This window comes from Cohnella thermotolerans DSM 17683 (assembly GCF_000429825.1).
GTDB classification, from domain to species: Bacteria; Bacillota; Bacilli; order Paenibacillales; family Paenibacillaceae; genus Cohnella; species Cohnella thermotolerans.
On the sequence record NZ_AUCP01000110.1, the window covers coordinates 1 to 7,331 of the forward strand.

Annotated in this window: 17 protein-coding genes and 1 pseudogene; all 18 read right to left on the reverse strand. The window is 51.2% G+C overall.

Features of this window, described 5'->3' with window-relative positions:
* A partial coding sequence (locus tag G485_RS27050) for a Druantia anti-phage system protein DruA (RefSeq protein ID WP_035156848.1) occupies positions 1 to 262 on the reverse strand: 262 nt, incomplete at its 3' end.
* An 84-nt stretch (positions 263 to 346) separates the two neighbouring features.
* Entirely contained in the window at positions 347 to 703 is a 357-nt protein-coding gene (locus G485_RS0116895; RefSeq protein WP_027093492.1) for a hypothetical protein, read from the reverse strand.
* A 37-nt stretch (positions 704 to 740) separates the two neighbouring features.
* Positions 741 to 995 (reverse strand): hypothetical protein, encoded by a 255-nt coding sequence (locus G485_RS0116900; RefSeq protein WP_027093493.1) that lies wholly within the window; start codon positions 993 to 995, stop codon positions 741 to 743.
* Positions 995 to 1,186 (reverse strand): hypothetical protein, encoded by a 192-nt coding sequence (locus G485_RS0116905; RefSeq protein WP_027093494.1) that lies wholly within the window; start codon positions 1,184 to 1,186, stop codon positions 995 to 997. The genes G485_RS0116900 and G485_RS0116905 overlap by 1 nt, the downstream gene beginning before the upstream one ends.
* Positions 1,187 to 1,346: 160 nt before the next feature.
* Positions 1,347 to 1,829: a RadC family protein gene (locus G485_RS0116910; RefSeq protein ID WP_027093495.1), complete on the reverse strand. Its 483-nt coding sequence runs from the start codon at positions 1,827 to 1,829 to the stop codon at positions 1,347 to 1,349.
* Between the two features lie 100 nt (positions 1,830 to 1,929).
* Positions 1,930 to 2,283, reverse strand: coding sequence for a hypothetical protein (locus G485_RS0116915; RefSeq protein WP_035156851.1), 354 nt, complete (start codon positions 2,281 to 2,283; stop codon positions 1,930 to 1,932).
* A complete protein-coding gene (locus G485_RS27055) occupies positions 2,273 to 2,656 on the reverse strand; it encodes a hypothetical protein (RefSeq protein WP_156922430.1) in 384 nt (127 codons plus the stop codon). Before G485_RS27055 ends, G485_RS0116915 begins: the two co-directional genes overlap by 11 nt.
* A 78-nt stretch (positions 2,657 to 2,734) precedes the next feature.
* Complete coding sequence (locus tag G485_RS31555) at positions 2,735 to 2,989, reverse strand: type II toxin-antitoxin system PemK/MazF family toxin (RefSeq protein WP_420805796.1); 255 nt, start codon at positions 2,987 to 2,989, stop codon at positions 2,735 to 2,737.
* A gap of 66 nt (positions 2,990 to 3,055) precedes the next feature.
* Positions 3,056 to 3,196, reverse strand: a complete 141-nt coding sequence (locus G485_RS30050) for a hypothetical protein (RefSeq protein WP_156922432.1) — start codon at positions 3,194 to 3,196, stop codon at positions 3,056 to 3,058.
* A 185-nt stretch (positions 3,197 to 3,381) separates the two neighbouring features.
* Positions 3,382 to 3,768, reverse strand: a complete 387-nt coding sequence (locus tag G485_RS31560; protein WP_084423358.1) for a type II toxin-antitoxin system PemK/MazF family toxin — start codon at positions 3,766 to 3,768, stop codon at positions 3,382 to 3,384.
* The gene (locus tag G485_RS30470; RefSeq protein WP_169732335.1) at positions 3,707 to 3,871 is read right to left on the reverse strand and encodes a hypothetical protein; all 165 of its coding nucleotides are present in this window, start codon (positions 3,869 to 3,871) and stop codon (positions 3,707 to 3,709) included. The genes G485_RS31560 and G485_RS30470 overlap by 62 nt, the downstream gene beginning before the upstream one ends.
* 60 nt (positions 3,872 to 3,931) lie before the next feature.
* Positions 3,932 to 4,621 (reverse strand): RecB family exonuclease, encoded by a 690-nt coding sequence (locus G485_RS0116930; RefSeq protein WP_027093497.1) that lies wholly within the window; start codon positions 4,619 to 4,621, stop codon positions 3,932 to 3,934.
* 1 nt (position 4,622) lies between these two features.
* On the reverse strand, positions 4,623 to 5,045 hold the full coding sequence (locus G485_RS0116935) for a single-stranded DNA-binding protein (protein ID WP_035156856.1): 423 nt from the start codon (positions 5,043 to 5,045) through the stop codon (positions 4,623 to 4,625).
* Between the two features lie 32 nt (positions 5,046 to 5,077).
* Positions 5,078 to 5,716, reverse strand: a complete 639-nt coding sequence (locus G485_RS0116940; RefSeq protein ID WP_027093499.1) for a hypothetical protein — start codon at positions 5,714 to 5,716, stop codon at positions 5,078 to 5,080.
* A complete protein-coding gene (locus G485_RS30055; protein ID WP_156922434.1) occupies positions 5,706 to 5,852 on the reverse strand; it encodes a hypothetical protein in 147 nt (48 codons plus the stop codon). The genes G485_RS0116940 and G485_RS30055 overlap by 11 nt, the downstream gene beginning before the upstream one ends.
* 70 nt (positions 5,853 to 5,922) lie before the next feature.
* Positions 5,923 to 6,702, reverse strand: coding sequence for an HNH endonuclease signature motif containing protein (locus G485_RS27060; protein WP_240489182.1), 780 nt, complete (start codon positions 6,700 to 6,702; stop codon positions 5,923 to 5,925).
* Positions 6,703 to 6,741: 39 nt separating this feature from the next.
* Positions 6,742 to 7,005 (reverse strand): annotated as a pseudogene (locus tag G485_RS31665) (group II intron reverse transcriptase/maturase); the annotation flags it as partial.
* Positions 7,006 to 7,029: 24 nt separating this feature from the next.
* The coding region (locus G485_RS29325) for a transposase (RefSeq protein WP_205620162.1) at positions 7,030 to 7,331 on the reverse strand (302 nt) is incomplete at its 5' end.

Consider the following 7,331-nt stretch of genomic DNA (forward strand, 5'->3'; position numbering starts at 1 on the left):
CGATAAATAACAACCGGCTCCATTGTTGCTCTTTGGACCAGCCAATCCATTGATCCCGACAGCTGCATTTGAATGCAGCCGTTCCCCAGCCCAGCAAAGCGACCCATCTTCCCTGGATTTCCGCAACATATTTGATCGACTCGCCGACCAATTGGCGAAATCCAAGATAATGATGAGTTCGCATAAGCGTGTTCCATTGTGCTTCCTCGTGAGATTGAATCGGTCGAACGATTAGCGCTGTCAGCTCGATTTGTTTCGTCATACTTGCCCCTTATGGAACCGATAAAATGGGTATTAAGCTCATTGTATCGGTTCTTCGAGGAAAAAGCCAGCGATCTTTAAAATGTTAAGTGGGGCCTCGCATTAGTCTGACTTTGACGAGGCCCTGTACCAGTCCCTTATCGGCGTAGTCGTCAACGATCACATATACCTTCTGTTTCAGTCCGGGATAATTCGAAATCAGTGCTTTGCCGATGGTTTTGTTTCCGTCCGTGATGATTGCCTCAATGCCGTTGGGCTGAATGGACATGAAGCAGTCATTTGAATTGTATTTCCAGCGTTGAATGGCCAATCGATACATTTCATACAAAGCCATCGGATGAAGTCCGGTTTCAGCAATTCCGCGCGTGCAAATGGTTGTGACAGGTCTTTCGGCCAGTTCATCAAGCGGTCGCGTGACCTTCATGAAAATTCGGGTGCGCATGACACGCACCCGTCCTCCTTTCAAATGAAATTTCAATTCAACCGGTGCCGTAAGCAGCTTTCAGTTTCTCCTCCGAAAACCGATCCACACAAGAGATGTAATCTTCGGTATCCCAATCGGATTTCTCATGCATCATCATGAATTCCTCTGCCCAAGCCAGGATATTGCTAACCAGCTCTCTGGAGTCTCCGACTTCTATCTCTCCATCGGCGATCATGCAACCTGCCATCAGAGCTATATCTGCCACGGTTTCCTTGACTGCAACATCTTTCAAGGGCATCACGGTTTTCATCAGAAGAAACACCTGCCGTCACGGCAATCCATTCCGTAGGCCGCCGCCTCTGAAACCTCGTTTTGCGGGGGCCAGAACGCCAGTTCAATCATATCCACGATCTCGCGGCATATGGTCTGCGCTCTTTTCGGGTCGTGCTGACCAATGAAGGCTTTCGCGTGGATTTCGCTCAAAATGCGTTTCACGTCCATTTTGAAAAAGCGCTCCTTTCAGCGAAGGCTAACCAGTATGTCCTTCGCGGTTATGTTTTTTAGAATTTCCGCCGGCGCACTGAGAAGCACGCCGGCAATCCATCGTTCTTTTGTCGGCCTGTCAAGCAGCGTTTTGAGATACCTTTCTTTGGGAGACATTTTAAATCAGTCCTCTCTCTTTCAATGACACATATCCATCACGGGCCACAATGACATGGTCCAATACGTCGATCCCGATGATCCGGCCAGCTTCCACAAGTTTATGGGTTACCTCAATGTCTTGGGGGCTGGGAGTCGGATCGCCGCTCGGATGATTGTGGACGCAGATGATGGATGCGCTGCATTGTTGAATCGCCGCACGGAAGACTTCCCGCGGATGGACGACCGAAGCGTTCAGACTGCCGATCGACAGCGTTTGCCGGCCGATGACCCGGTTTTTCGTGTTCAGGAAGTACACCACGAAGTGTTCTTGGTACACTGAAACCAAATCCAAAGACAGCCTGTACACGTCGAGAGGACGGGTGATTCGATGGGGTGTTTCATTTTGCATCACACGCTTCAGCATTTTCATGAGCTGCTCGGCTTGCTCTCGGTTCTGTTCCGTCAGATCGGCCAGATCAGCCTCACGGATAACCAGTTCCATTTATCCTCCTTCCCACTGCCCGACGCCAGCGGCGGCATCGGGCAGATACCGCCGGTTAACGCCGGGCGAAGGCGAGTTTCGCCAACATAAGAAAACGGATTTAAACTTTTCTGGAGTCGAAACGCCGGCTGATTTTGGGGCTGCCGTAAGCCAGCAATGATTCCTCCGTCCAACCGAGAGTCTTGATAGCCGATGCGGAGAACGTCAAGTATTCCCACGGATTTTTCCCTTCGGCAGCGATGGCCACGGCAAGATCTTTCTTTTTGTCAGGTTCGAATTCCCACGAAACCGTGGGGTAGTAATCCCACATCTTGTCTCCGGCTTGAAGCGGACCGTTTGCATCCACGTACTGCTTCAGGCGATTTTTCATCTGCTTGAGCGCCGCTTCAGCGCGCTCGATTTCCAGCGCCAGCTTCACAGCTTCTTCCTGCGTCGGAATCAAATCAACGGCCATCTTGATCCACCTTCCACCAGCCGAAGCACGCGCCGTCTCCCTCGTGGCTTCCGAAATAGCTGTTCCCCGGCGCGACGGTGTTGAAGTAATCGAAGATGTCTTCATTCCAAATGCAGCTGGCCAGCTCGTCATCTTTAATTTCTGCGCGGCCGTGGTAGACATGTGTCCACAAGTCGTCTCCGGCTCTCCATTCGCGAACGACGAACGCGCTGCGCACTTTTTTCCGAAGCCCGGTATTGACTCGGTATTGCCGCAACAGGTCATGCGCTTTCGCCAGCAGGTGCAGCGGGTTCAACGTACCCTCGCTAAACACGTAGCCGCCGTACCTCTCGATGACGTCCCGGATGTCTGCCGTAAGTGTTTTCATTGACATGGATATCACCTCATTTTTTGAATAAAAAAGGACGGGCACGCCCGGTGAAGGGCCATGCTCGTCCTTTTCAAAATGATGTTATGACTTCAAAAGAAAAAGGGTTCTGCACTTTTCGAGAATCTCAGTTAAATCCTCCGAGTGCAAAGCCCCTATCTTTTTAACAAACTGCGGTTTTATGACCGGCCTGACTTTGGATGTTCTTGCAATGGAGGGCCACACCAGTCCGGCATGCCGCCAATGTTTGATGGGAACGTCAAATTCATTTCGCCTGTGTTCGCTGGTGACCGGAATGATGAGCACATCCCCATCAATCACTTCCGAAGCCACAATCACCGGACGTTTTTTAAAATTTCGCGATCGTCCAAAAAGAATAATTGGGCGACCCAGACATCCCCTTGACTAAACTTCGTCTTTGTAAAGTTCGTCATAGATGGCATCCTTTTCATTCAACCAGAAATCGTATTCTGGCCCAAGGATGGCAACATCGTCCGGGATGTCCTTCAGGCGCACGTCACTTTCATTTCGATTCGTTTGTTTCATCTTTTTTTCTCCTCAGCCACCTGTCCCCCTCCTTTCCGCTCTGCTTCGATACTTCGATTGTAGCCGAGCGGCGGGAGAGTGTTCAACCGGTTTTGGCGCTGGCGACAGTTTTGGCAATGGCTTCCTGGCTATCCGCGTCCGTTTCGCCGTTTTGCAACGAAAAAGGTACAACTTTAAAATGCGGTTCAAGCAAAAAGGGACCGGCACGCAACCAGGATGTTTTGCAAATCCTCTTCGTGCAAAGTCCCTATTTTAAATATCATGCGGTTTTGATGAATCGTTATCAGCTTGGATACCCGCGCGGTAGACGGCGTCACAAGTCCGCTTTCCCGCCAATGTTGAATGGGTACGTCCAATTGATTCCTTGGCCGGGATTTCGTGATGGGAACAACAATGGGTGCAACATTCTGTTCGGACGGGATCATATCGGAGACAATCACAACGGGTCGCGGCTTAAATTGGGCGGGATCTTCGTAGTAGGCGACTTTTGCGACCCAAATTTCACCGCGATTAAATCTTGTCCCCGTAAAGCTTATCATAGATGTCGTCCTCTTCGTTGAACCACCAGTCATATTCCGGCCCGAGAATTGCTGCGTCTTTCGGAATGTCCTTCAAGCGCACATTTTCTTTTTGTTCCGCCTGTTTGTCCACTTGCTTTTCCTCCTTCTTTTTCACGGTTCCCCTCCTTTCCGCTCTGCTTCGATGCTTCGATTGTAGCCGAGCGGCGGGGAGCGTTCAAGCGGCATTGGCGGCGTAACATTCCATCGCAAACGGGCAATGCTTGCAGTGGCTGCCTGGCTGAGCGGGGAACTCTGTCCGCAACATGTCGGGAAAAAGTTCCACGCATGATACTTTCGTATCAATTTCATTTGCCAGTTCGCAGGCCCTTCTGCGAGCGGCCTCCGCTTCATGCAAGGTGAACCGGTAAGACATCGGCGTTTTGTAGCGCAGGAAATACAATATCCCGGTGGCTTCCCGGACGCCGCGCAGCTGCATGTACGCCCACGCATACAGCGGAAGCTGCATTGTGTCCATCGGCCCGTATGTCCGCCAGTTCGTTTTCCAGTCGATAAACCCGTTTTCCCCCATCAGGTCGATGTAACCCTGCAGTCTCAGGTCCGACCCGTGGGCGAGCGGAAGCTCGAAATGAACTTCCGCTTTGCCTTTCAAAATCGGAGCGTTCCGCAAAAGCCCGACAATTTCATCCCGATGCACTTCGGGGTGGCAGTCTGCTTCAATCCAGCCGGCAACAACGGCCTCATCTTCCGGTGTTCCTTGCGAGCGCAGCTCGATCGCTTTATGCACTGCCTTCCCGAGCGCAAGCGCCTTTGTAACCGGTTCGGGCTTCCCCAAAACGTATTTCAGGCAAAACCGGTACGGGCAGAGCTCGTAAAGCGACAGCCGCGAATAAGAGAACACGTTCATTTCAGAACGGAAGCATATCGTCCGGGATGAACCCGTCGTTTGAGCCGTAATCGGTATCTGCAGCGCTCGTCTCGTTCCTCGAATTGTTTGAGGACGCACCGTTCGCCGGCGACAGGAACTGAACGTTTTCCGCCACCACTTCGGTCACGTATACGCGGCGGCCTTCGTTGTTGTCGTAATGGCGCACCTGAATGCGCCCCTCCACGGCAACTTTACTGCCCTTGCGCAAGTGGTTCGCGCAAGCCTCCGCCGTCTTCCGCCATGCGACGACCGGGATAAAATCCGCCTCGCGTGTCCCGTCCTGGTTGGCGAAGGGCCGATTTACCGCCAGCGTAAATTGGGCGACAGCGACGCCCGACGGCGTATAGCGAAGCTCCGGGTCCTTGGTCAGATGGCCGATCAGTATCGTTTTGTTCAAACTCATGCTCATTCCTCCATTCCCTGCCTGCCTATCGGTCAGGTCTTACGGGTTTTTATGCCGAAGGCGTCAATTTGCGCCTCGACCTTCTCGGTCCAGGATGGACGAACGGCAGAGGAATATATATTTAGAAGCTCTTTCAAAAGCGAGGCTCCGATCTGTTTTTCCCTCTGCCGGATCTGCTCCACATATTTGCCGTATTTCCCAAATCGGATGCCGAGGACGAGCAGAAAGTACGCTTCCTGGCGCTCCGATTCAAGAAAGGCATTCCAGCGTTCCCAAAGGCGGTCCATCGTGCGAAGGTAATATTTACGATCCCGCTTTTTCATCGCTTCCCAGTCCGGCTCTTTGTACCCGCCCAGCAGCAGCCGCTGCCTTCGGGTGAGCCGTTCAGCCGGATGGGTTGTGTGGCTGCGACGATACCGCGAGCGCACCTTTTCCTCCGGAACGCCTTCGAGAAGCGCGATGAACCGCAGCACCCCTCCGCTCTCGCCGCAATACCAGCACTTGAACAACTGGCTTTGGGCATTGAGCGAAAGGTAGAACTTGCGTTTCTTTCCGGGCTTTGAATCCTCATTGCAAAATGGGCACTTGCACAGCACTTCTTCGCTGTGCAGCGTTCTGTCGCTTATGACAAGCCCGTTTTTTCTGGCAACGTCAACGATGTCAGGAAGCATCCATCACCACCGCCCGAAGCAGTTCTACCGGGCTGGGCGGGAGCTGCACCTGATCCCATTCTGGCTTCAGCACGATTCGCCGGCACACCGGCACGATCCGCTTTTTCGATAGGAATAGGTAAGGCTTTGATGTCATCTCCGCCTTTTCCCCTCCTCCACACCGTGCATGCGATTTTCATCGCACACGGCGTTCCATCCGGATGTTTCTATCTGACGATAGGTTCCAAATTAACTTTCCTGCGATATTGGTTGACTTTTTCCAGTGCTTTACTGGTAAGTGTAAGTTCCTTCAGCCGGTCTTTTATTTTCTTCTCATCAACCATGTGTATCAATTCATGAACTTCCCGATGGATAATGCGCAAGTTATCGTAATCATCCGTGCCGCCCAGTGATTTTGGAATGAAATGATGGCAGTGGACTTCGCTGGCTGATAGGTACCAACCTGTGATTTCGCACCTTCCCATTCGCATACTGTAACGGCTGATTCGGTTGTCCATATACTGTACACTGGCTTTTGGAAGATGGGATTTCATCAGTTGCAGAATATCCCATGAGATGTTTGCCTGCAATCGTTTATGAATCAGTTCCCTTCCCTCTTCCGTGTACGGGGTCAGATTCTGGCTGAAGTTCATGTTGTTCGATGTCCTGACATTCGCAAGCGGATAGAGATAAACGCCTGCCACCTTGTAGGTTCTAAAGCTGGTGCTGTAGAACTTGGTATACGATGGCGGTGCATTTGCGGGGTGTTCGTAGCGGGCAATGCCCTTTAATCGGTTGAACAGGCACCGGCTGAGTTGGAAAGCAATCTTGTTGAACTCAATGTTCACATGGGTCGCCTTCCTGAAGTACTCGTGAATCCCACGAACGAAGCTGTTAAAGAGTAACGCATTCTGGGCTGTGGGAGATTTCTGAATCTGCTTGACCAATTGACGAGCTTGTCTCTTGATCTGTTGTTTCTTCTTCTCCTTGATTCCTGTATGTGCCACTCTTTTCTTCCCTTTCAGGTTCGCTTTGATCGTAAATCCCAGAAAGTTGGATTTGCGCTTTCTTAGATTCACAATCTGCGACTTTTCCGGGGAAATGTCCAGCTTCAGTCTGTCCTTCAGGTAAAGTCTGACGGCGTGGTACCACTTTTGGGCGGTTTCCCAATCTCGACAAAGTATTTTAAAATCATCTGCATAGCGGACGATGTAACCCTCTTTGAGACTGGTGTGTTTAAGTGCTTGGTGTTTGCAGTGGTTATGTCTGTATTTATAGTGACTAGGAAATTTTTCCCATTGTCCTGCTATCCATTGATCTAAAAGTCCGGTGAATTAAGTCAGTTCTTGCCGTCTAACCGGCGTGCAAAATGAGAAGAACAACCCAGCGAGCGCTGGAACTAGCAGGCCTGACACTACCTCCGTTATCACGGATTTCGGTTTTTCGCATGCCGAAATACCGGTTTGAGGTCGTTTTTTCTTAAACCGGCATAGTTTTTTCAGATTCTGAACCGTTGCCGTAAGTATCGCCTGTTCCTGCATGCAGTCCAACCCACGGCTCCGAGCTCGATCCAAGCCATGTACGACTTTGCTTTCGGCAAACACATGCTCACAACGAGCGCGCAACTTTTGCAAAT

Coding starts and splice junctions, on each gene's coding strand:
- G485_RS0116895 (WP_027093492.1), bottom strand. CDS start 703: ATGCGCACCCGAATTTTCATGAAGGTCACGCGACCGCTTGATGAACTG.
- G485_RS0116900 (WP_027093493.1), bottom strand. CDS start 995: ATGAAAACCGTGATGCCCTTGAAAGATGTTGCAGTCAAGGAAACCGTG.
- G485_RS0116905 (WP_027093494.1), bottom strand. CDS start 1,186: ATGGACGTGAAACGCATTTTGAGCGAAATCCACGCGAAAGCCTTCATT.
- G485_RS0116910 (WP_027093495.1), bottom strand. CDS start 1,829: ATGGAACTGGTTATCCGTGAGGCTGATCTGGCCGATCTGACGGAACAG.
- G485_RS0116915 (WP_035156851.1), bottom strand. CDS start 2,283: ATGGCCGTTGATTTGATTCCGACGCAGGAAGAAGCTGTGAAGCTGGCG.
- G485_RS27055 (WP_156922430.1), bottom strand. CDS start 2,656: ATGTCAATGAAAACACTTACGGCAGACATCCGGGACGTCATCGAGAGG.
- G485_RS30050 (WP_156922432.1), bottom strand. CDS start 3,196: ATGAAACAAACGAATCGAAATGAAAGTGACGTGCGCCTGAAGGACATC.
- G485_RS31560 (WP_084423358.1), bottom strand. CDS start 3,768: ATGACTGGTGGTTCAACGAAGAGGACGACATCTATGATAAGCTTTACG.
- G485_RS0116930 (WP_027093497.1), bottom strand. CDS start 4,621: ATGAACGTGTTCTCTTATTCGCGGCTGTCGCTTTACGAGCTCTGCCCG.
- G485_RS0116935 (WP_035156856.1), bottom strand. CDS start 5,045: ATGAGTTTGAACAAAACGATACTGATCGGCCATCTGACCAAGGACCCG.
- G485_RS0116940 (WP_027093499.1), bottom strand. CDS start 5,716: ATGCTTCCTGACATCGTTGACGTTGCCAGAAAAAACGGGCTTGTCATA.
- G485_RS30055 (WP_156922434.1), bottom strand. CDS start 5,852: ATGACATCAAAGCCTTACCTATTCCTATCGAAAAAGCGGATCGTGCCG.